At 52.4% G+C, this 21,568-nt stretch carries 20 protein-coding genes; 14 read left to right on the forward strand and 6 right to left on the reverse strand.

Annotated features, from left to right (window positions below; genetic code table 11):
- Positions 1-62 precede the first annotated feature (62 nt).
- The 3 genes from AFK24_RS24700 to AFK24_RS24710 all read left to right on the forward strand — a co-directional run bounded on the left by AFK24_RS24700 (position 63) and on the right by AFK24_RS24710 (position 3,749).
- Positions 63-941 carry an SMP-30/gluconolactonase/LRE family protein gene (locus AFK24_RS24700; RefSeq protein WP_065835722.1) on the forward strand — a complete coding sequence of 293 codons (879 nt, stop codon included), beginning with the start codon at positions 63-65 and terminating at the stop codon, positions 939-941.
- 83 nt (positions 942-1,024) lie between these two features.
- Positions 1,025-2,347 carry an MFS transporter gene (locus AFK24_RS24705; RefSeq protein ID WP_065835723.1) on the forward strand — a complete coding sequence of 441 codons (1,323 nt, stop codon included), beginning with the start codon at positions 1,025-1,027 and terminating at the stop codon, positions 2,345-2,347.
- Positions 2,348-2,411: 64 nt separating this feature from the next.
- The gene (locus tag AFK24_RS24710) at positions 2,412-3,749 is read left to right on the forward strand and encodes an MFS transporter (RefSeq protein ID WP_065835724.1); all 1,338 of its coding nucleotides are present in this window, start codon (positions 2,412-2,414) and stop codon (positions 3,747-3,749) included.
- Positions 3,750-3,851: 102 nt separating this feature from the next.
- On the opposite strand, the gene AFK24_RS24715 is transcribed toward AFK24_RS24710, so the two are convergent.
- A complete protein-coding gene (locus tag AFK24_RS24715; protein ID WP_065835725.1) occupies positions 3,852-4,397 on the reverse strand; it encodes a hypothetical protein in 546 nt (181 codons plus the stop codon).
- Positions 4,398-5,463: 1,066 nt separating this feature from the next.
- Here AFK24_RS24715 and AFK24_RS24720 point away from each other — a divergent pair.
- The 3 genes from AFK24_RS24720 (at position 5,464) to AFK24_RS31685 (ending at position 9,237) form a co-directional block, all read left to right on the forward strand.
- Positions 5,464-7,317, forward strand: coding sequence for a Mu transposase C-terminal domain-containing protein (locus AFK24_RS24720; protein ID WP_080482287.1), 1,854 nt, complete (start codon positions 5,464-5,466; stop codon positions 7,315-7,317).
- A gap of 4 nt (positions 7,318-7,321) precedes the next feature.
- Complete coding sequence (locus AFK24_RS30205; protein ID WP_080482288.1) at positions 7,322-8,182, forward strand: TniB family NTP-binding protein; 861 nt, start codon at positions 7,322-7,324, stop codon at positions 8,180-8,182.
- 656 nt (positions 8,183-8,838) lie between these two features.
- Positions 8,839-9,237 carry a hypothetical protein gene (locus AFK24_RS31685; protein ID WP_240500438.1) on the forward strand — a complete coding sequence of 133 codons (399 nt, stop codon included), beginning with the start codon at positions 8,839-8,841 and terminating at the stop codon, positions 9,235-9,237.
- Positions 9,238-9,343: 106 nt separating this feature from the next.
- On the opposite strand, the gene AFK24_RS24735 is transcribed toward AFK24_RS31685, so the two are convergent.
- Complete coding sequence (locus tag AFK24_RS24735; protein ID WP_065835728.1) at positions 9,344-9,640, reverse strand: helix-turn-helix domain-containing protein; 297 nt, start codon at positions 9,638-9,640, stop codon at positions 9,344-9,346.
- Between the two features lie 425 nt (positions 9,641-10,065).
- Between AFK24_RS24735 and AFK24_RS24740 the strand changes: the two genes are divergently transcribed.
- The 3 genes from AFK24_RS24740 to AFK24_RS24750 all read left to right on the forward strand — a co-directional run bounded on the left by AFK24_RS24740 (position 10,066) and on the right by AFK24_RS24750 (position 11,704).
- Complete coding sequence (locus tag AFK24_RS24740; RefSeq protein WP_065835729.1) at positions 10,066-10,452, forward strand: hypothetical protein; 387 nt, start codon at positions 10,066-10,068, stop codon at positions 10,450-10,452.
- A gap of 421 nt (positions 10,453-10,873) precedes the next feature.
- Complete coding sequence (locus tag AFK24_RS31690; RefSeq protein WP_240500439.1) at positions 10,874-11,185, forward strand: hypothetical protein; 312 nt, start codon at positions 10,874-10,876, stop codon at positions 11,183-11,185.
- 15 nt (positions 11,186-11,200) lie between these two features.
- Complete coding sequence (locus AFK24_RS24750; protein WP_065835730.1) at positions 11,201-11,704, forward strand: hypothetical protein; 504 nt, start codon at positions 11,201-11,203, stop codon at positions 11,702-11,704.
- A gap of 572 nt (positions 11,705-12,276) precedes the next feature.
- Here the strand turns inward: AFK24_RS24750 and AFK24_RS24755 are convergent.
- The 4 genes from AFK24_RS24755 to AFK24_RS24770 form a co-directional block, all read right to left on the reverse strand.
- On the reverse strand, positions 12,277-13,035 hold the full coding sequence (locus AFK24_RS24755) for an amino acid ABC transporter ATP-binding protein (protein ID WP_065835731.1): 759 nt from the start codon (positions 13,033-13,035) through the stop codon (positions 12,277-12,279).
- Positions 13,032-13,682: an amino acid ABC transporter permease gene (locus AFK24_RS24760; protein ID WP_065835732.1), complete on the reverse strand. Its 651-nt coding sequence runs from the start codon at positions 13,680-13,682 to the stop codon at positions 13,032-13,034. Before AFK24_RS24760 ends, AFK24_RS24755 begins: the two co-directional genes overlap by 4 nt.
- A gap of 3 nt (positions 13,683-13,685) precedes the next feature.
- Positions 13,686-14,510: a transporter substrate-binding domain-containing protein gene (locus AFK24_RS24765; RefSeq protein ID WP_065835733.1), complete on the reverse strand. Its 825-nt coding sequence runs from the start codon at positions 14,508-14,510 to the stop codon at positions 13,686-13,688.
- Between the two features lie 116 nt (positions 14,511-14,626).
- Positions 14,627-15,778, reverse strand: coding sequence for a trans-sulfuration enzyme family protein (locus tag AFK24_RS24770; protein ID WP_065835734.1), 1,152 nt, complete (start codon positions 15,776-15,778; stop codon positions 14,627-14,629).
- Positions 15,779-15,892: 114 nt separating this feature from the next.
- On the opposite strand from AFK24_RS24770, the gene AFK24_RS24775 reads away from it, so the two are divergent.
- The 5 genes from AFK24_RS24775 (at position 15,893) to AFK24_RS24795 (ending at position 21,560) form a co-directional block, all read left to right on the forward strand.
- Positions 15,893-16,807 carry a LysR substrate-binding domain-containing protein gene (locus AFK24_RS24775; protein WP_065835735.1) on the forward strand — a complete coding sequence of 305 codons (915 nt, stop codon included), beginning with the start codon at positions 15,893-15,895 and terminating at the stop codon, positions 16,805-16,807.
- Positions 16,808-17,036: 229 nt separating this feature from the next.
- Positions 17,037-17,351, forward strand: coding sequence for a DUF2946 domain-containing protein (locus AFK24_RS24780; protein WP_240500440.1), 315 nt, complete (start codon positions 17,037-17,039; stop codon positions 17,349-17,351).
- Positions 17,352-17,453: 102 nt separating this feature from the next.
- The gene (locus tag AFK24_RS24785) at positions 17,454-18,842 is read left to right on the forward strand and encodes a PepSY-associated TM helix domain-containing protein (protein WP_065835737.1); all 1,389 of its coding nucleotides are present in this window, start codon (positions 17,454-17,456) and stop codon (positions 18,840-18,842) included.
- 18 nt (positions 18,843-18,860) lie between these two features.
- Positions 18,861-19,274 (forward strand): DUF2946 domain-containing protein, encoded by a 414-nt coding sequence (locus AFK24_RS30215; RefSeq protein ID WP_080482290.1) that lies wholly within the window; start codon positions 18,861-18,863, stop codon positions 19,272-19,274.
- A gap of 99 nt (positions 19,275-19,373) precedes the next feature.
- On the forward strand, positions 19,374-21,560 hold the full coding sequence (locus AFK24_RS24795) for a TonB-dependent siderophore receptor (RefSeq protein WP_065835739.1): 2,187 nt from the start codon (positions 19,374-19,376) through the stop codon (positions 21,558-21,560).
- Positions 21,561-21,568 lie beyond the last annotated feature (8 nt).

The following is a 21,568-nucleotide window of genomic DNA, read 5'->3' on the forward strand; positions in this document are numbered from 1 at the left end:
TCGGCGCCTGCTGTTAGCGGGCAAAACGTGTCATCTCAATAACAACAAAACAGAGGTGAAAAATGCGTATCGAAATCGTTGTCGACGTGAAGACCACGCTGGGTGAAGGTCCGGTCTGGGATGTCGAACAGCAGCGTCTGTACTGGATCGACAGTTTCGACGGCCGAGTGCTTCGCTGCACGGATGACGGGCGAGAACTGCGTGCCTGGGATGTCAGCCAGAAAATCGGCTCCATGGCCTTGCGCAAGAATGGCGACGCGGCAATCGTGGCCTTGCAGAACGGGCTCTACAACCTCGACTTGCCGACCGGCGATCTCGAACTGATCGTCAACCCGGAACCGGAGCGGCCGAACAACCGACTCAACGACGGCAAGGTTGATCGGCAGGGGCGGTTTATCGTTGGCTCAATGGACACTCAGGAAGATCAGGCCAGCGCCAAACTGTATCGCCTCGACCCCGACCTGAGTCTGCATACATTGGATGAAGGCATCATCGTTTCCAACGGCCCGTGCTGGAGCCCGAACGGCGAGATCTTTTACTTCGCCGACACCTGGTCCGGGGAGATCTGGGCCTATGACTACAACAATGCCACCGGCGCGGTCGCCAATCGACGTACCTTGGCCAGCGTCGACACATCAGGCGGCGGCGCGGCGGATGGCTGCACCGTGGATGCCGAAGGCTGTCTGTGGCAGGCATTGGTATACGCCGGAAAACTGGTGCGCTACACGCCGGACGGGCAGGTGGATCGAGTCATTGATATGCCGGTGAAGAAAGTCACCAGCCTGACCTTTGGCGGGCCGAATCTGGACACGCTGTTTGTCACCTCCATGGCCAAGCCACCGTTGCCGCGCTTCCCCACAGATGGCCAGCAACGCGGCGCCTTGTTCGCCGTCACCGGGCTGGGCGTGAAGGGCATCGCGGAGCAGCGCTTTGCCAGTTGACCCGTCAACAGGCTGAACCGGACCGTTAAGGACAACTGGACCCTTTCTCGACGAGGCGTGTGCAGCACGCCTGGAGATTTCCCATGCCAAATAATAAGAATGCATCGCTGGGCAAGATTCATCGATTTTCGTGGGTGTCGTTGTTGGTGTGCTGGATGATCTGGATTCTCAATGCCTACGATCGCGAGATTGTGTTGCGCTTGGGCCCGACGATTTCCAAGCATTTCGATTTGTCGGCGGACGAGTGGGGCACAGTCGCAACTGTCGTTATGCTCGCGTTGGCCGTACTGGATATTCCGGGCTCGATCTGGAGTGACCGCTACGGCGGCGGCTGGAAACGGGCGCGCTTCCAGGTGCCGCTGGTACTGGGCTACACCGCACTTTCATTTCTTTCCGGTTTCAAGGGCTTGAGTGGCAGCCTGGCAAGTTTTATCGCCTTGCGGGTTGGGGTGAATCTGGGCGCAGGCTGGGGTGAACCGGTCGGCGTCAGCAACACCGCCGAGTGGTGGCCGGTGGAGCGTCGCGGGTTTGCCCTTGGCGCACACCACACGGGTTATCCCATCGGTGCGCTGCTCAGTGGCATTGTCGCCAGCTTCGTGATCACCACTTTCGGTGAGGAAAACTGGCGCTATGTATTCTTCTTCGCCTTCGTGGTTGCGCTGCCGCTGATGATCTTCTGGGCGCGGTATTCAACTGCCGAGCGCATCACCCAGCTGTACGTCGATATCGCTGCCAAAGGCATGACAGCCCCGGACAGCACGCCGTCGACCAACGTCAAAGGCCATGCATGGAAGACTTTCAAGGCGACGCTCGGCAATCGAAATATCGCGCTGACGGCCGGCAATACAATGCTGACGCAGGTCGTGTATATGGGCGTAAACATCGTACTGCCAGCGTATCTGTACAACATTCTTAACCTGTCGTTGGCCGAATCGGCGGGGATGAGCGTGGTGTTCACCCTGACCGGCATCCTGGGACAACTGATCTGGCCGTCGCTGTCGGACATCATCGGTCGACGCGTGACGCTGATTATCTGTGGGTTGTGGATGGCGGCCAGCGTCGGTGCGTTCTACTTCGCCAATACCACGTTGATCATCATCGTCGTGCAGTTGCTGTTCGGTCTGGTGGCCAATGCCGTCTGGCCGATCTATTACGCGGTCGCCTCCGATTCTGCGCAGCCTTCTGCTACGTCGACAGCCAACGGCATCATTACCACCGCCATGTTCATCGGCGGCGGCGTTGCTCCGGTCTTGATGGGGACATTGATCAGCCTGGGCGGCGGTTGGACCAGCCTCAGCGGCTACACCGTGTGCTTCTTCGTGATGGCGGGCTGCGCCCTGGGTGGCGCGTTTCTGCAGCTGTTTTCCCACCGACCTGAATCACTGGCAGCGCAGCCGAGCCTGTGACCCTTGCCTGTCCCGAACTCCCGCGTTCGAGACACGCTCATGAATACTCGAAAAGGTGAGTTCAATGACAATAACAACTAAATCCAACGCGCTTTCTGCACCCCGGGATTCAGCGACGCTGAACAAACTGATGTTCGTAAAACTCATGCCGTTACTGATCGCGGCCTACGTACTGAGCTTTCTTGATCGGACCAACATAGCCCTGGCCAAGCATCACCTGGACGTTGATCTGGGCATTTCCGCTGCCGCTTACGGGCTGGGAGCCGGATTGTTTTTTCTGACGTACGCGCTTTCGGAAGTGCCCAGCAACCTGATCATGCACAAGGTCGGCGCGCGGTTCTGGATTGCGCGGATCATGGTCACTTGGGGTTTGATCTCTGCGGCGATGGCTTTTGTTCAAGGCGAAACGTCGTTCTATGTATTGCGCCTGCTGCTGGGTATCGCCGAAGCGGGCCTGTTCCCTGGCGTGATGCTGTACCTGACGTACTGGTTCGGCCGCGAACAACGGGCCCGAGCTACCGGCTATTTTCTGTTGGGGGTGTGCTTTGCCAACATTATTGGCGGGCCGCTGGGCGCCGCGCTCATGCAACTGGACGGCGTCTGGGGCTGGCGTGGCTGGCAGTGGATGTTCATGCTTGAAGGTCTGCCGGCCGTGTTCTTCGCCATGGTGGTCTGGAAAAAACTGCCGGACCGTCCAAACAAGGCACCGTGGCTGAGTGCCGCTGAAGCCGAGCAGATCGAGCGGATGCTGGCCGCCGAATCGGAGGAGGGCGCCGGTGGAAGTGGTCACTCGTTCAAGCAATGCCTGACGCCGCAGATTCTGTTGGCGATCCTTGTCTACTTCTGTCACCAGATCACGGTCTACACAGTGATCTTTTTCCTGCCTGGCATCATCGGTAAATACGGTGACTTGAGCACCCTGCAAGTCGGATTGCTGACGTCGCTGCCTTGGCTGGCGGCAGCGGCAGGCGCTATAGCACTGCCCAGATTTGCCACAACGCCCGCGCGTTCCCGGCAAATGTTGGTAGCAGGGTTGCTGACAATGGCCGCAGGACTGGGGATCGCCTCACTGGCAGGACCGGTGATCAGCCTGCTGGGTTTCTGTCTTTCAGCGGTGATGTTCTTCGTCGTGCAGTCGATCATCTTTTTGTACCCGGCTTCGCGACTGAAGGGCGCAGCGCTTGCAGGCGGGTTGGGATTCGTCAACTCGTGCGGTCTGCTGGGCGGTTTCGTCGGCCCCTCAGTAATGGGGGTGATCGAGCAAAGTACCGGCAATGCAATGAATGGCATGAAGATCGTAGCGGTCATCCTGGTGATCGCGGCGATTGCAGCGTTACGTTTGCGTCAGGGCCATGAGCGCAAAGTGGGTCAGCAAACAGCAGCGCAACGCCAACCGGTATAGCCGCTCACAGATCCCAATTTCAAGCTGTAAAAACTGACCTCTATTTATAACTAAACTAAAGGGATATTTAGTTTAGTTATAATGGGCGAGAGATCAAAGGCGTCAAGGAGGAGACAATTTCAACGCACTTATTGCCGACGCCGAACTGTGGTAATTGGTCTCGAAGTAGTAGCTTTTCATAGGGCTGTTGTTCTTGATGCCGTTCGCCCAAACGGCACCAGCCGCACCCCAAACAAACAAGGGTGGGATACTAATCGTAATGCCGTGGCCAATTTGCAGCCGGTTATCGGGTAGGAAGGTGATTTTCGTAATCGCGGGATTTGCCTCTGGTGTGACGTCCAGGCATTGGCCATTTTTTTTCCAGATTGCATGATGCTGGGCGACGCAATAGAGATCGCCCTCGATCATGCCGGTCAGCAAATTCCAGCCGTAAATCACATCACCTTGATTATTGAGCTGATGAATTCGGCAGTTATGGTGGCATTGTAGTTGGGGATAAATGGGTGCCAGGATTTTGCTGACTTCAATACAACTTCCGTCGATGGCGTCAGGTTTGCCAAGCTTCAGGGCAGCGCGCTTGAACTTTTCAGACATCAGCATATTGACGAACGTTTTCAGATTTTTATCACTCAACGCCATTGGCAACATTGAAAATTCCTTTTCTATAAAATGCGCATAGCCTGACGCAGGAGCAAAGAGCTGACAAGCCGAGGATCATGTGTGAGCGTCAGCTAAAAGTGGAACCTGCACTAAGCCCATGGAAAGCATGAGCTTTTTTAGAAAGTTCAGTTGAAAGTGGTATTAAAAAGTTAAAGAATTGAAATTAGTTTCACCTTTAATCTGCTCGTTGACACGCTGATCGTCCTACCTGACTGCCTCATCCTCTACAAAATAGACCCGTTCAAGTGGAGCTTCTGTTCGGAGTACGAGCCGATTCCACTTTTAACCGACGCTCTCAGCTCTCACGAATTCTGATAATTTAAGCTCGCGTTAGCATGCTTTGGCAGCTTATTTTACGAAAAGTCAGTGACTTAGAGTTTGCTGCTAGTGTTCGGTTGAAACGCAGATTCTGTCAGGAGCGTCAAGTCACGCCTCAAGCCAAGTATTAAATTAAGTAGATAACCGCCTGACTTGCATACTATTTTTCTTACAGTGAGCATCATTTAAAATCGAGACTAATATAAGTCGATGAAATCAATAGGTTTATCGCGGCCAGCTAGCTGAAAACAAGATGGAAAATTAATAAACTTGAAATTGGTTTCGCTTTTAAATGATCTTTTAGGTCTTAGTGCTTAGACTTATTAAAGTCCTCCGTTTAAATGCCCCAGGCAAGCATGTGCAATGCTAAATATCGCTTAAAGTTGTGCTAATGCCCTTATCTATGTTGGTAGTTGGACAAAAAACCTTGTCGAAGTATCTCAGGCTGAAAATGCAGCTGTCGGCGTATAAATAATTAGTTAGTCATGTTGTCCACTCTTTACTGTGGGAAATCGTTTTAAAAAGCCGAGATAGATGATTTTATGCACTTAACCCATTGGAGATAGGCGAATTCAGCCATTCGTCGGGAATATAGTGTCAGTGCAGTTGACAATCATATAACACGATGATTTTAATCGATTTTCTAATAGCCATGCAAATTATACGGGTAATCACAGGCTTGAATAATTTTCGTGCGTTTGTCAAAAGGAGATAAATCTTAACGAGGGCCCAGATAATGCAACATACGGTGCTCAGTCCAAATCTTATAGTTGTCGCTCGTGGAGAACCTGCTCGAGTTGTCCGTGAAATGCCTAATGCCCAAGTAGAAGTGCAGATAATCGACTCTCACGAGAATGTGATCGTCGATATTGAGGATTTGAAATTCCTACCAATCGCTAATACCACCGCAGTTGATGGTGGTAAATTAGAGTTGGAAGAGATTCCAAATACTGATGAAGTAGATATTCAAGAGCTTATGAAGGCGAGGGGGCAGCACGTTATAATAATGCGATACAAGGCGCGAGAAATATCCGTTACGGATGCGATCAAGATTTTAGACGTAAGTAGGAGTAAATTTTTTAGGCTTTTAAAAAGTTATGATGCTTTAATAGGTCCTCAAGCACTTATAGCTCTGAAGCGTGGAAGAAAAGCCGGGCAAAAAATAATGTCGCTCGAAGTAGAGAGTATTATTGATGCGGCCATTAAAAAAATATACAAAGGGCCGGCTGCAACATATGTAAAAGTTTGGATGGAGGTGCATTTGCAGTGTTCAAAATTAAAAATTAGAACACCATCCAAAAATACAGTAGTTAAAAGAGCTAAAGAGATTGGTGCAAGAACTTTACATCGCCTTAAATATGGTGCTGAGTCCGCGGACCAAAAGTATGGAGCAAAGCCGGGCAAAAAGGTACTGTCCCATCCGCTAGAATTGGTGCAAATGGATCATACCCGTGTCGACTGCATGTTGTGCGATGATGAAAACCGTATAGCATTGTCGCGCCCATGGGTAACGCTATTGATTGATGTTTTTACGCGGATCATACTTGGATTTTATGTTGCCTATCATGCACCCTCAACGTTATCGGTTGCATGTGCATTGACACATGCAGTGCTACCAAAACGTAAATATCTAGAATCACTGGGATGTCCTGATGTTATGCATCCATTTTATGGCGTTCCCAAAATAATACATATGGATAATGCAAAGGAATTTAGAAGCCCCAAGTTCGAGAGGGCATGCTTGCTTCACGGAATCAATACAGAATATCGCCCGCCCGGGAAAAAGCACACCGGGGGGCATATCGAGCGAAATATAGGCACGATGATGACAAGTCATGTGCATTTCTTACCCGGCACAACCATGTCGAACTCCAAAGAAAAAGGAAAGTACAATAGCGAGAAAAAAGCGGCAATGACAATCAAGGAGTTTAATCAGTGGTTCGCGGGGGAGGTCGCCATTTATAACTATAGTGAACATAGTGCGCTGAAAAAAAACGGCAAATCAAATAAAGGCATTACTCCGGCGGAAGCCTGGTCAAGTGCATTCAATGATCCTGACGCGCCGAAAGTTTCGATGATCGCTGATCAGGCTAAATTTCGATTAGATTTCATGCCAGAAGAAGAGCGAGTAATTCATCCTTCTGGGGTTCTGTTATTCAATAAAAAATATTGGGCTCCAGAGCTGACATATCACGTAGGCCCGGAAAAGAGGGTTGTTAAATACGACCCCTTTTCAATGCGGCACATTTGGGTGAAGATTGGCGATGAATACATTCAATTGCGCAGATCAGATGTAACTGCTGATGACTTCACATATGAGGAACATCTAATTGATGTTGCAAGTAGTCAGCTCAGCGCGAAAAAAGAAATGTCGCCTTCCGTTATTGCTACACGTGAAGCCAACGAAAGCATCGTCAAAAAAAGCATTATAGAGACAAAGCGCTCAAAAAAGGCACGTGAGGCAGAGAAGGCTTATTCAGATCATACTGTAAACCAATTGTTTGATAAACCTTCCAGTGCTGGACAAGCGCAAATAGCAACAGATATCGATTTCACGTCTGAGCCGACTATACTTAATGCCGAGGATTAATGATATGGCGGAACTTCCGGCAAATACTTTACCAGCGGAATATCTGGTGATCAAAAGCAGGCTCGATGCTATTGATAAAGATATTTGGATAGACTGTCCGCAATCGCGCACAGCTCTTAATGGAATCTTATGCATGCTTCAGGCCCCTCGCCGGGTTACGGCACCTTGCATTCTCGTGTGTGGCGAGCCTGGAAGCGGGAAAACTGCAATAAAGAATCAGCTGGAAAAACGAAACTCTCAAATAGGTTTCCCTTGCGTATTTATTACGATAACTGAAAGATTAAAGCCCATGAAGTTCGCCGAGGTCATACTCGAAGCGATAGGGTTGGCGCCTCGTTTAGCTAATAACAAAAATTTGCTCACGGATGCAGTAGGTATTTATTTGCAAACCAAAGGCATTAGAGCGCTAGTTATCGATGAGTTTCATGAAATGCTGTATGCATCAAAAAATGACCAACTCAGAAGTCTTTCGTTACTGAAAGGCTTGTCCGGTGATCCTTTTAATATTTCTGTGATTCTACTGGGGACGAAAGCTGCGCATAACGCTCTCATGGGGGATCCGCAACTATCCCGTAGGTATCAAGTATACGAATTACCGTCATGGCGATATGACTCGGAATTTAGAAACTTTGTGGCTACGATGGAGCGGCTGTTAGCGCTCCAAAAACCATCAGGGCTAGATCAGTCCGAAATGTTGCGTTTCATATATGATCTCTCTGACGGTGTTATGGACAATGTAGTGAAAATCTTAAGGGGTGCGGCGAAGTACGCGATAACTACTGGGGAGGAACGTGTGACTAAAGAGTTGATGGGTAGAGCGAAGAAAAACTTATGGGGCTTTGGACCTGTGGACCCAAGCGAATGATTACGTACTGTTTTCCAGAGCCGGTCCATGACGAGACTTTTTCTTCATGGGCCACAAGATGTTCTCTTGATCAACGCTCATTTTCCATTACAGATAGCGACATAGCTGATTGGGAGCGATCAGTTGCATATGATATCGCGTCGAAGACTAATTCCCTAGGCATGGAGTTTGATTTTGATGCGCTATACGTGAAGGATTTCCTAGCAAGCACTGGATTGTCAAATAAGCGTATTAGAAAACTGTTCGCGCCAACTAACGATCCACTTTTATCTCCAGCATACCGCACTGCTTTTTGTCACAAATGCATATTATCCGACGTGATCCAAAAGCGATTTCCGTCATGGAGGAAGGCGTGGTGCTACGTTGCCCGACCTTATTGCCAGGAACACAGGTGTTTATTGCGATATATGCACCGGCATCGAGGGTGCGACAAGCAGTGGGATGCATTTACCAAACTTGATTTGGGTGAGTTCATGCCGGGTCGTTTTATAGGTAGAAATAGGTCAGATCATGGGGTTCCGGAATGCGCTGCTCGTGCACATTTAACTCTTCGAATACAGGCATGGGTGCAGAAAGTTTATAGCTCCGCAGCTTACGCACCGTGTTGTGGAGATTATCCAATAGAAAATCATCTGATGCGAAGGGCTATTGACCTAATGCTGGGTTTAACATTGACTCATCGCACCAGAAGGGCAAATGCTGGAGCGGCGAGGATCGCGTTTTCGAGTTTCTATCCACCGACTGATCATGAAGGCCTGGATTTACTTGGGCGGTTAAGAAATGGGTCACCTAATTCGGTACCGTACGAACGGATGTGTGCGTTGTGGCTTCTTGGAAAAATTTTCAAAGTCTTCACCGTGGCCGAGTCAGCCTTGTTGTACCAGATGCTTCATGAAGCAGAGTTCTTCTTTCCGTTGACTCTTGGTGAGCTAGGAGAGATGTGCGGCTCAAGCCTCGTTGAGAACGAGAGCGAATTTCTTGCTGAAATAATCTCAAAATTGGATCTAGGTCAGGTCCTTGATCCGAGTTTTGTTGAGGGGCTGATTGGGGCGTAACAGAAGGGCTGGGGGGACTTGTATGCGATAAAATACTGGAAAGGGTCCACTTAATTACAGTACGGTGCTTGGTTTACATTGCGCAGTCCCAAATTCATTAAAAGGATCAGGCATGCAAGAACAGCTCATCAACCAGCTTGGCTAGAGTCTTGCCCGCTTGCTCTCCAGTGGTACCTACCTGCTTTTCGCTAGCACGGTCATATGCCCAAAGAATCAGCACTACCGCATCGACCTTCAACACCTTCGCTATCTCCTCGACCCGGGCCAGGGTAGGAGAGTGCCCCCCCTTTTCAAGGCGACAAATGTAGGTGCGTGATGCAGCAGAGCCGAAGGCGTCTTGATTGAGACCCCGGTGCTCTCTTAGCTCCCGAAGCACGACTCCGAAAGCCTCATCAATATTCAAGCGCGAAACTCCAGCATCAACAAATACTGGCATTTAAACGCAAAGAGGACTAGGATCTTCGGAATGAACACTATTGTGTTCATTCCTTGCTTTTGGGTATCATATCTATTCCTGCGGGCACGCGTGTTGCCACACCGTCATCAGTAGCAGTCGATCTATACGGTGCCTGGACGCTTACGAATGCAAAGGAAGAGGTGGTATAGCTGATGTCCCACCTCCAGAGCTTCTGAGTCAGCGTGGGCGCAGATGGACGTTATGCGACCGACGGTCTAGCGCGAGTTTCCATCGCTCAATCCAGAAGATCGGAATATAGGCGATATTATTAGTCGACGATTTTAGGTTAAAACCACTCGATTTTCTCAGGTTGGTCATAGACGGCCTCTAACTACTTAGTGTCAATGTTATTGTCTTTATAGGAACTGCGAGTGAAAGAAGAATTTGAGCGTGCGCTGCTGTCCAAATTTCCTGAGATTTTCGAGATCACCGACCCCGCCCCTGATGACTTTCTGTGGGGCATTCATTGCGGAGATGGTTGGGCTCCTTTGATTTCTATCATGTGCCAGCAACTTCAGTTGCACGTTGAAACAACAGGTGGGCCACAAATCGTTGCCAAGCAGATTAAGCACAAAATGGGAATTCTCAGGTGCGTATTTGCCGATACCGATGACTACAGCAACGGTGTGATCGACACCGCTGTGGGGATGTCGTTTGTGACCTGCGAAATGTGCGGGAATAAGGGGGTGCTGGCCCGTGGATCGAAAGGCTGGATCCGTGTGCTGTGTGACCAGTGCCGCTTCGCTGATCCTGGCTGATCAGGCACCAATATGGTGCACACCATCCTATTCCAGCCTCTTGTAAATGAGGATCAATGTCGTGTTTCAAACGCACTCCAAATCGGCCCATTGTGCTGGTGAATCTGGCGCCGGTTTTTACGACCACATCTCCTATCCGTTGGACATGTATTGCTTTTACGCGAGGGCGTGTTACGTCGGGCCGAGGCTCACGGATTTCCCGACGCCCCGTATCATGATGACGTCGAGCCTTCCGCTGCTAGACCGTGTATTAAGCGGTAAGGAGAAGGGCATATCAATTCATACAATCCAAGTCTTGCTTCCAACAGATACCTGCTCCCCATCACAGGGGGACTACGACATTGGACGCGTGATGCGAGTGACGCGTCTTAAGGCTTCCGGGCGGGGCAAGCCGAGATATCTAGTCGAAAGCACGTCGGGAGTGATACTGGAAGGCGATGTAAACGGGCTGTGGGCTACCTACGAGAGAACAGTCCTGTTCGATTGCTACCCAAGGTCGTTAGCTGGCGAAGACGAGAAGTATAAAGATTGGGGAACAACTGCTGACGTTCGAACAGACATTTTCCTCCGTGTTATCGATCTGTTCACGCTCGATGAGATAACAACCAAGCAATGGTGGGATCGTAGCCATTCTGGGCTGGGGGATAAGATGCCACGCGAACTTGAGACGCTAGCTGAATACCAGAAGCTGAGTGAACTGGTCGGCGAGCTTGAAAGCACCTTGAAGGGGTGAGGGAGGAAAACTGATATGACCGATATCTCGACGCTCATTATGGCAAATCACCCTGATCTGCTGGAAAAACTGGAACGGCACCTCGCTTTCGAATACAAGTTGAATGATGGCTCCACTCCTTGGTGGGTACTTAGGTCGCTCATCTCATCTCCGCGTTTAGCTGATGTCTATGTGAGTGGATTTGATCCAGATGGATACGCTGAAGTGGGTGATACCTTCCTTGATAAGCATACGATGCTTGCAGATCGTCCCCAACGGACATATGGCGTCAGTCTTGAGCGCTGGTCCCAAATTTCGACATCTGCGAAAGTCATTGAATCTTTCCCTTTCCGTGATAGGACCGTCACTCGGTTACAGCTCTGGCCCTTCGATCCTGTGGGGCTTAGTCATGAAGCGATGAAGATTGCAGTCTCCGTTTCATACACTGCGCTAGAGCTGATAAGGGAGCCCAGAATTGTTGGTGCCATCAATGACTTGCTATCAGCATACAATTTCCAAGCAGACCCGCATGAACGTTAGCGTGGTCAGGTGCTACTAGAGTTCGACAGTCTTTGAGGTCAATCTTATTTGCAGCCCATAATGAGATCGGTACCTCAATCGAATCACTGCCAACACTTTTGAGTTACAGCATTGTGCATATTTTGCACATTGCTTTCTAAGGCTCCTTTTGGCCGGTTCTAGGTCATACGGTTACCAGCGAGTTCTTGTCATCAGCACCCTCGTGGCTACTAGGTTCAATTCCTTGCCTGGTTGGAGTCAGTCCTTGCTGTCGAGAAGACGATGCGAATGGCCCAGAAACGCCCGCCGTCGATTTCTGGGTTGAGAATCTCATGAGGCGAGCGAAACGGGCTTCGCCCAAGTCGAAATGCCCGGCTATACGGAGCATGGCGTTATACGACAGTCATGCTCTCATCACTTAGGGTCGGAGATCTGTGCGGGAGGCGGCAGGTAGCTGCTGCCCCTGCCGCTACCGAGCGATCCAAAACGTTAGGTCGTTTTCTGTGTGAGTCCGCAAGCAAATAAAATGGCTCTATAATAAAGTCACCCGCTCCGGAAGATTATGCCGCAAGGTGGCAGACCCTATAGCCGTATCAATAACGACGAAGAAACTGCTGAATCCTCTCACCGCTGTCACTACCAAAAAACTCCTCGGTAGGGCAGTCTTTAACGATTACACCGTTCTCCATGAAGACCACGCGATCAGCCGCTTCACGGGCAAAGCGCAATTCATGGGTTACCACCAGCATGGTCATGCCAGCGTTAGCCAGTTCACGCATGACGTTCAGCACTTCATCCCTGAGTTCGGGGTCCAGCGCTGAAGTCGGCTCGTCGAAGAAAATAACTTCCGGATCCATGGCCAGGCCACGAGCAATGGCGACTCGCTGCTTTTGTCCGCCGGATAGTTTGGCCGGGTAGCTGTCTGCTTTCTCGGATAACCCGACGGAGGCCAGTAACTCCTGGCCCCTTTGTACAGCTTGAGCGCGCGGCACTTTGCGGACGCTGATCAGCCCTTCAATAACGTTCTGCAACGCTGTCATGTGGGGGAACAGGTTGAACGACTGAAAGACCATCGCGGTTTTTTGCCGCAGCAAATCGACTTGCTTGCGAGTCGCACGGTCAAGGTGGCCGTTAGCTGGGATTTCTAACTTGTGACCACAGACTTCCAGAACACCGCTGTCTGGTTGTTCCAATAAATTGAGTGAGCGCAGCAGGGTCGTTTTTCCTGATCCGGAAGGGCCAAGGATAACTACTACTTCACCTGCCTTGACCTCAAGATCGACCTGTTTGAGAACAGCCAGGTCCCCAAAAGCCTTACTCAAACCACTGACACGCACCTTTGTGGTAGTCATCGCATGTGCCTCGTCCAGCGGCCTTCCAGCCAGGTTTGCAAGATAGTCAGCACTTGGTTGATCAACCAATACATGGCCCCTACCATCAGGAACATTTCCATATAGCGGAAAGTCGCTGCGCCTACTTGTTCGGCGACGCGAGTCAGCTCCATAACGGTAATGGTCGAGGCGAGCGAGGTGTCTTTGACCAACGCGATCATTCGGCTGCCTAGTGGAGGCGTCGCAATCCTCAGAGCCTGAGGCAGGATGATGCGACGCAGGCTTGTCCAGTACCCCATGCTCATCGACTTAGCCGCTTCCCACTGACCAGGATCAACTGAGTTGATACCGGCACGAAAGATTTCGCTCAAGTACGCGGCAGAGAACAGCGTCAAGGCCAGTAGTGCCGATGGAATTGGCGTGAGTACGATGCCGTAGTGTGGCAAGCCAAAGTAGATCAGCAGGATCTGCACCAGCAGTGGAGTGCCGCGAAATAGCGATACGTAGGAAAACGCCAGCACCCGAAGGAGACGAACGCTGGAGAGGCGTAACAAAGCGATCAGCATGCCAAGGATGCAGCCCAGTATGAAGGCCCCCAGGCCGAGGCCTAGGGTCATCACAATGGCTTTTTCCAGCAAAGGCAACGAGCGCAGGAATAATTCCCACATAGCTTATTCCTCAGCCAGTTCGGTCAACGCAGCTTGAATACCATGAGTCATGTGGTAATCAGGGCCGATCCACTGCTTGGAATACGCATCCACAGTGCCGTCTTTGACCATTTCGTCTACTGCCTTGCTAACCGCGTCGCGCAGGCTGTCTCGGCCTTTTTTCAGAACTGGCGCAGACAGTTGATAGGTCAGAGGTTCACCAATCGCCTTGATCGGCAGGTTATTGGTCTTTTTGTATTTCTCGCCTCCAAACAGCGACGACAGCACGCCGTCGACACGGCCGATGGCCAAGTCATTGAACACCAGACCACCATTTTCATAAGTGCGGATATCCGAAGTGGTCATGTGCTTGCGCGCCCAGGACTCGTTACTTGTCCCTGAAGTCACGCCGATGGAGCGGCTGGGCATGTCCTTGATGCTGTTGATCGTCTTGTTGTCTTCGCGCACAAAAATGTAGAACTGCTCGACGCCATAAGGGCTGGAGAAGTCCACCTGCTTTTTGCGCTCCTCGGTGGGCGTCACGTCATTCATGACCAGGTCATATTTGTCGGCTTTTAGCCCCTCAACGAAGTTTTTGAAGCTGTCTGCAACGAACTCGACCTTAGCCACACCGATGCGTTTGGCGACTTCCTTGGCTATCGCTACGTCGTAACCAGCAGGCAGGTTGTCATCACCCAGATAACTCCAGGGTGGGCTGGCTTGAGTATTGGCCACGCGGATGACGCCACGTTCCCGAATAGTTTGAAGCGAGTCATCCGCGTGGACGGCCGTGCATGCGCTGAACGCGGTGAACAGTGCTAGTGCGAAACGAATGCCGTTCTGTTTCATTTTTATCCATCCTCGAATTGAGTGTGCAGTCTGCTCGTGGGAGCGAATACATTAGTAACGGCAGAACAAACCAGAGAGCAGGGCAGCCACATCTCACGCGTGGCTTGCCCGATACATCAGAGCGCTTTTGCGTAGGCTTGGAGGGCCTGGGCCAAATCGCTGATCAGCATGGCTTCATCTTCCAGGCCGATTGAGATACGTACGATGGGTTGGTCGGTGGGCGAGTACAGGCGCGAAGTCTGCTGGGACGCCGGGTAGTAAGCGATCAAGCTATGAGTGCCGCCCCAACTGGCGCCAATTGGGAAATGCTTGAGTGCGTTAAAGAACACGCCGAAGGTTGCCTCCTCTGGCGGAGTTTCAAGCACGACAGAAAGCAGGCAGCCACTGCCCTTGAATTGCTCGCGCCAGATACGATGGCCAGGGTGGCTTTCCAGCGCCGGAAACAGAACCTGCTTTACCAGCGGGTGGTTTTCGAGCCAGCGGGCAACGTTTAGTGCTTTGCGGCTTTGCTCGCGTAAACGCAGCTCATAAGTTTGCAGGCCACGCTCAACCAGAAAGCAGTCCTCCGGGCTGGTCGCCTGACCAAAAATGCTTTGGGTTTCACGCAGTACGCCGTAGTTGTCCAGATTGTTGAGGCTGACAGTACCCATCAATACATCGGAATGGCCGCCGAAGTACTTAGTCGCGGCCTGCACCACAAAATCCACGCCATGCTCGATGGCCTTGAAGAACAGCGGGCTGGCCCATGTGTTGTCCATCATGGTCAGCACGCCACGACGCTTGGCGATGGCGGTGATGGCGTCGATGTCTTGCATCTCCATGGTCACGGTGCCCGGAGCTTCCATGCAGATCATCTTGGTGTTCGGGCGTATCAGCGCTTCGATCCCCGCATCGATGGTCGGAGGGTAAAACTCAACTTCCACCCCCATCTTTGCCAGCCACAAGCGACCGAAAGATTTAAGTGATCCATAGCAGGATTCAGAAATCAGTAAATGGTCACCGCCGCGAACAAAAGCCATCACGGTGGTGATCAACGCCGATGCACCTGAGGGCATGACGATGCAGTGATTGGCGCCTTCCAGTTCTGCGATGCGTTTTTCCAGGCCGCGTGCTGTCGGCGTCCCGGTGATTCCATAGCTGTAGCCGTCAGGCTGGCGGTTTTTGCGGCCGACAAAATCTTCGAAGGTATCAAAAACGACAGTAGAACCACGCCACACTGAGGGCGAAAGGCTGGCGTATGGATTGCCCGCTTGATCAGTGACTTTCATGAGTTTTGCGCCTTGCACGGGGTGGTGAACGATGGAGCCATTGTTATGTAGACCAAGGAGGGCGGCTACAGCTAGGATGATTAACTCTATAAGTAGAAGTTATAGGTTGTTCTGATGGGCGTTCGTGAGATCGAAGTGTTTCGCATGGTCATGAATGCTGGCGGCACCAGCAAGGCTGCGCATCTGCTGGGAATTTCGCAGCCTGCGGTCAGTCAGGCGATTCGCAAGCTGGAATCCAGTGCGGGTATCGAGCTGTTCAATCGTATTAGAGGCCGGTTGATTCCGACCCGAGAAGCACAGGCATTGCTCATTGATGTCGACAAGTTCTTTGTCGGCATGGAGGTCATCGAGCATCGCCTCAAAAGCCTCAAGCAATTCGGTACTGACCGCTTGGTTATCTCGACCCATCCCGCATTGGGGAATGCATTTATTCCCCGTGCATTGGCGGGTTTTCAGCTGGCTGAACGTGATCTCAGAGTTTCGCTAAAGGTCCTCAGCTCCCGGGAGGTGCACCAGGATGTATCGTCGGGGCAGTGTGATTTTGGGTTAATGGCCGACGAAATGACGGTGGCAGGATTGGAGCACTCTCCATTCCTGGATTCCCCCGGCGTGGTGGTCATGCCAGCCGGTCACTCATTGTCGAGCAAGCGAGTCATCGAGCCGGAAGACCTTCGAGGACATGATTTTTTAGCCCATAACCCTGAAGACAGCAGCCGTGTGAGGCTGGAAACAGCATTGCACTCCAGTGGCGTGCAATTGAACGTCCGGGTCGAAACTCCCTATGGCCACACGGTCTGCGAAATGGCCTTGCGCGGGATTGGTATCGGTTTCGTAAACCCGGTGGCGGTGGTCGATTACCTGGAGAGGGGTCTTGTGATTCGTCCCTTTTCACTGGATGTACGCTTCAACAGCTTGCTGCTTTTGAGACCTGGTAGTCCGCTGTCGGAAAACGCAAAAAAGCTGATGTCCACGTTGCGTATTCAGCTGGCGAAAGACCTCAAAAGCGTAGAGAACCATATGAAAAAATAACGGTATTAAACCCGTCGTCGTCCGCTGTCCTGTGGGGGGCTATCGATTGATCCAAGTCAAATTATCAATTGCTGCTGCGTGTTGCCCCACAGACTTCTGTATCGGTTGAGCCTTAGATGTTAAATTACGCGCCATGAATTTCTTCCGAACCCATTGCGCGCCCATTGCCTGGATACTGTATGCAGTCGTCCTGTTCAATGGTCTTGCGTGCAGTATGGGGCACGGTCAAATGCTGGAAGCGTTCGTCAGCAAGCAAGTGGTACCTGCCTCACATGAAGGCCACAGCATGGCCGCTATGCATGGCGGCCACCATCAGATGCACATGGCCATGGATGCTTCTTCAAAGAAAACGGAACTGCCGGGCAACATGAATATGCAGTCAAGTGACTGTTCGTTCGCCGGAACGTTGACGCTGGCCATGATTTTCTTCGTGGCATTGGGTTGGCTGCTCCGAATCCGTAATCCGCGTATCAGGTTGTCTGACTTCAGGTCGGGCACGCTATCGCGCCATGTCTTTCCTGGACTCAATCCACACGCTCCCTAGAGCCTGTCGTGGAAGCACGAGCGTTGCTCGTGACACAACCCATATCGATTTTCTTGCCGGGAGCTGATCCTGGCAGGCTGCTTTCATCCGTTGGTGAGTCCTATGTCTGCGTCATCTTCATACCTGGTCGGATCATCGTCTGGGGCATTTGTTGCCTTGTTGAAACGGCTGCATTTTTATATCGGTGTGTTCATTGGCCCTTTTCTACTGGTCGCTGCTTTGAGTGGTGTCCTGTACGCGCTGACGCCTCAAATAGAAAACACACTCTACGCTCATGCGCTGCACACCGAGACTCGCGGGTCTGCTCTGAGCCTGCAATCACAAGTTCAACGGGCTGTTCAGCAGGTCGGACCTGGTTTGAGCGTCGCAGCGGTTCGCCCGGCGCCAGGGCAGGGCGATACCACAAGGGTCATGTTCAGCGATCCGCGCTTTGGAGCATCCGAACATCGTGCGTTGTTTGTCGACCCGGTCAGTGGCGAGATTCGGGGCGATATGAAGGTCTATGGCACCAGTGGTGTCTTACCGCTGCGCACGTGGATTGATCAGTTTCACCGGGGCCTGTCGTTAGGAGATATTGGCAGAATCTATAGCGAACTGGCGGCATCGTGGCTCTGGGTCGCAGCCATGGGCGGGCTAGTATTATGGGCCGCTCGCCGTCGTCGCGTGGGTCGTCAACCGGGTAGTTTGCGCAGCTGGCACGCCTCAGCAGGTGTATGGCTGCTGCTGGGGTTGTTGTTCTTCTCGGCTACCGGTTTAACGTGGTCGCAGTATGCTGGCGATAACATCGGGGTGCTACGTGCTTACTACGGCTGGTCTACGCCCAGCGTCTCGACGGCATTGAGTCAACCATCAAAGATGCAAATGCCCATGGACGAGCATGCCGAGCACCACCTGCATATGGCGCCTCCTGCTCAGGCATCCACGCTGGATGCTGCCTTGTTTGACCGCGTTTTAGCCAAAGCACGTGCAGCGCATATCGATGCAGCGAAGGTTGAAATCAAACCGTCCAGCAGCAGTGACAAGGCTTGGGTGGTTAGCGAGATAGATCGCAGTTGGCCGACGCAGGTGGATGCAGTATCCATCAACCCGCAAACAATGGACGTCGTCGATCACGTCGAGTTTTCAGCTTATTCGTTGCCAGCCAAACTCACCCGCTGGGGCATTGATGCTCACATGGGCGCACTGTTTGGTCTGGCCAATCAACTGGTTCTGGTGGTGTTCGCCAGTGGTCTGGCGGCGATGGTCGTGATGGGCTATCTGATGTGGTGGCGCCGTCGCCCGACTCTGCCTCTGAGTCGAGGTCAGCAACCCACGTTATTGAGCACCTGGCGCTTGATGAATTTTAAAGCACAAGCTGTTGTCGTCCTCTTCGCTTTGTTACTGGGTATCGCGCTGCCTGTTCTGGGCTGGAGCCTGATTGGCTTCATTGTCTTGGACATGCTGCTGTGCTTTAAGCGAGCGCCGATCAACGTTGCTGACGGCAACGTGTGATCGCAAGGTGCGCAAGTAATGCGTAATAGGCGCTTGATCGGAGCATGGCTAAGTCTGTTTGCCATGCTGATGATCTTCGCCGGTCCGCTGATCAGTCAGGGGATCAGCCTTGCCCATGGCAAAAGCCAGCCCATGCAAATGGCTGGCATGCAATGTCATGACATGCCTGGCATGAGCCAGATGTCCCACCATGCGTCTGCCAACAAGCCACATGATCTGATCGTCTGGGAGAAGTGTGGTTACTGTTCGCTGCTGTTCCAGCATCCCGCGCTTGCCGAGTCCAACCTGGCAGCTTTTCGGCTGCATGTTCCATCCCCGCAGTATCGTTCTACACACTTCATTACCCAGCTAATTACTGCGCCTGTATTTCCCGGTGCGCGAAGCAGAGCCCCACCGGTTCGACCGTTGAACGTCACCTCTACTTTTTGCTGAACGCGAATCGCCGATTCTGCGTCTATGGGTTGTTTTACCCGGTGATGCAGATGCGTGCCCGTGCGCTCAGTTAGCATCTGACCTTCATCGGACGATCCCATGCACTCGACTCAGAACGAGCCGCTGTTTGACCTTGATCCATCACGCCTGCGCTGGCGTCATGCGTTCTGTATATTTTTGGGCTTGGCATCGCCAGCGTTTGCCCAAGCTGCGCAACCGCAGAACTCCGCCATAGATGAGACACAAACATCCAAGCGGTCACAAACCTGGACCTTGGAACCCATAAACGTCTCAGGTACAGCTGAAGGCTACACGGCGCCAACAACCTCTTCAGCCACACGCACCGACACCCCCCTGATCGAAGTCCCACAGTCAGTGCAAGTAGTCACCCAATCGATGCTAAAGGAGCAGGACAGTCACTCGCTCGCAGACGCACTGGTTAACGTCTCGGGTGTAAGGGCGACCAAGCCGCAGGAGGCGCTTTTTGCTCAACCTATCGTGCGCGGTTTTCCGGCTGAGATTTACATGAACGGGCTCCCCGCATTTGGGGGAACAGCGGCAAGCATCGATCCGACCAGCCTGATTGGCACGGAGCGTATCGACGTGCTCAAAGGTCCTACATCTGCCCTTTATGGCGGCGGCATTGGCGCGCCGTTGGGTGGTTTGATCAATGTGATTTCCAAACGGCCTGAGACCGAGCCAAGCGCTTTGCTGTCGATGCGCACCGGAAGTTTCGGTACGGTAAACCCCTCGATGGATCTCAACACGCCCATCGGCGACAAGGTCGCGGCACGGCTTTCTGCCGACTATCAGGAAAACGACAGTTGGATTGACCACGTGAAGGGCCATCAGTGGTCGATTCAGCCGAGCATTTCTTTCCAGCTAACGCCAGAGACCGAATTGCTGTTGCGTGGCCAATACGAGGATCGTAGCCAGCTCGAATATTCCGGTCTGCCAGCCGCCCAGGCACTGAGCGGTCAGATTGATCGCAACGCCTTCCCAAGTGCGACCAGTGGGCAACCTCAAACCACTATCGAGAATCGAACAACCACTGCCCAACTCACCCACGAGCTTAACGACGACACGCGAATGAGCGTCACCGCTCAGTACTACGAGGGCAAGTTTCGGGACTATGGCAGTTTTGTTTATCCGGAGCTTCTTGGAGCGAATCCGGCGACACCCACGGTCTATCCTATTTTCAAGCTCTATCTGCCAGGAAACGTTCGCGAAAGCACGCTTGACACAAACTTGGGCACCCGTGTTGAGGCGCTGGGCGGCAGCCATGAATTGCTCGTTGGAGCCAGTTACGACCGCACGGACTTCACCTCAGGAGTATCGAATGCCGAGCTGATAGGCGAGCTTGATCTGGCTAATCCGAGCTACGGGATATCCTACGGCGCGACGCCTGAAGTGCTCGTCACACAAACCAACCGCTACGAGACCACGGCCGCTTATCTTCAGGACCAAGCGACCTATGGCCGCTGGCACCTGCTGGGCTCGTTGCGCCTGACTCGACTTGACCTCAAGCAGCAGGAGCAGGGCGTCGACACTTCTTACCACCGTGTCACGCCAAGGCTGGGCATCACCTACGACCTAACTGAGAGCCTTGCGCTCTACGCAGCGTATTCAACCGGTTTCCGGGGGGCGTTCAACTTTATCGGTAACGAGACGCCCAAGCCGGAGCTGTCCCGTAACTATGAGGCGGGCGTCAAGCTGGCGTTCGATGATATCGGCCTTTCTGGCACCTTCGCGGTGTTCGAACAAACGCGCCGTAATGTCTCCACTCCCGATCCTGATCCTGCTAACGCGCTTCTAGGCTATTCGGTGCAGAGCGGGGAGCAACGCGCTCGTGGAGTGGAGGCGGATCTGGTCTGGGAACCAATCCCGGCCCTCTCGTTGCTCGCCAACTATGCGTACACCCAGGCAGAAGTGACAGATGACAACTCGATCCCGGTCGGTGATGGACTGCCGCGTGTGCCCCGGCACAGCGGTCGCTTCGCAGCACGCTACCGGATTCTCGATGGCAGCGCCAAGGGTCTGGCGTTTGGCGCAGGTATTACGGCGCTCAGTGCACGCGAACTCACCTTGCCCAACACGGTGTCCGCACCCGGCTATGCACTTCTGGACGCACAGACTTCCTACGATTTTGATCGTTATACGGTATCGGTCTCAGCGGTCAACCTCACAGGACGCAAGGCCTACGAGACCTATCAATACCTCGGCTCGCCTCTGGTATTGCCCACTCAGCCGCGCTCGGCGTACCTCACCCTGACAGCCCGCTTCTAAGGACAATC

It is taken from the genome of Pseudomonas syringae (genome assembly GCF_001698815.1).
Taxonomy (GTDB): Bacteria; Pseudomonadota; Gammaproteobacteria; order Pseudomonadales; family Pseudomonadaceae; genus Aquipseudomonas; species Aquipseudomonas syringae_A.